The sequence below is a fragment of the Glycomyces sp. MUSA5-2 genome (assembly GCF_037034145.1).
GTDB classification, from domain to species: Bacteria; Actinomycetota; Actinomycetes; order Mycobacteriales; family Micromonosporaceae; genus Glycomyces; species Glycomyces artemisiae.
The window spans coordinates 1-202 of sequence record NZ_JBAGKG010000036.1 but is presented as its reverse complement, the minus strand read 5'-3'; the positions used below and the strand labels follow the sequence as shown (position 1 = coordinate 202).

Below are 202 nucleotides of genomic sequence, written 5' to 3'. Positions count from 1 at the left end.
GGACTACGTCGATCTCCTGGTCGCCAACGGCCTCAACGTCATCCTCGACCTGCACTGGACCTGGGGCGCCTACACCACGGGACCGGACTGGCACTGCACCGATGAGCACGCCACCTGCCAGAAGCCGATGCCCGACGCGCAGTACGCCCCGCAGTTCTGGGCCGGCGTCGCCGACACCTTCAAGGGCAACGACGCCGTCGTC

At 67.8% G+C, this 202-nt stretch carries 1 pseudogene; it reads left to right on the top strand.

The window, feature by feature from the left end:
• Positions 1-202, top strand: a pseudogene (locus WA640_RS28720) (cellulose-binding protein); the annotation flags it as partial.